Raw genomic sequence first — 629 nt, 5'->3', positions numbered from 1 at the left:
AGCCGGTGGTGGCTGCGGCACAGGCAGCACAGGTCGGCGCAGTCGGTGGCCCCGCCGCGGGCGTGCGGGAGGACGTGGTCGGCGTCGGCCCACCCGACGCGTTGCCCGCAGGTGGGGAAGCGGCAGGTGCGGTCGCGGGTGTGCACGAACGTCTGCTGCGCGGCGGAGGGCTGGTAGCGGTCGACCGGCTCGGGCCGGTCGAGCACCGCGCACCGGCAGTCCCTCGCGCCCCCGTCCGCGCCGGGGTGGTCGGGGCAGCCGCGGCGGGCCAGCCGGCGCAGCCGGTCGAGGGTGGCGGTGGCCAGCAGGGCGCCGGCGTCGTCGGTCAGGCCCACCGTCGTGGTGCCGCCCTCGGGGGTGCGCAGGCCGAGCGCGTCGAACCCGGCGAGCAGTTCACGTAGATGGGCGGCGGTGATCGGCAGGCCGTGGACCTCCCCGGCCTCCGTCGACCGCCCGGCGAGGGCGGCGAGGGTGGCGGTGATCTGCAGGTGCGCGGTGACCGCCGGGCGGGTGTCCCAGGGGCGCTGGATGAGGTCGGCCAGCACCTGGGTGCGCAGCTGCCCGATCGGGCGCTGGTCGCCGTCGGCCTTCAGCATCCGGGCCAGCCGGTCGAGGGTGTCGTGGCAGGC

Annotated in this window: 1 protein-coding gene; it reads right to left on the bottom strand. The window is 77.7% G+C overall.

All coding sequences use genetic code 11. The features are described 5' to 3' along the window. A partial coding sequence (locus ABQ292_RS26625; protein WP_369210709.1) for an HNH endonuclease signature motif containing protein occupies positions 1–629 on the bottom strand: 629 nt, incomplete at both ends.

The sequence above is a fragment of the Geodermatophilus maliterrae genome (genome assembly GCF_041018925.1).
GTDB lineage: Bacteria > Actinomycetota > Actinomycetes > Mycobacteriales > Geodermatophilaceae > Geodermatophilus > Geodermatophilus maliterrae.
Note: the sequence above shows the minus strand (reverse complement) of the source record. Positions and strands in the feature narration are given on the sequence as shown.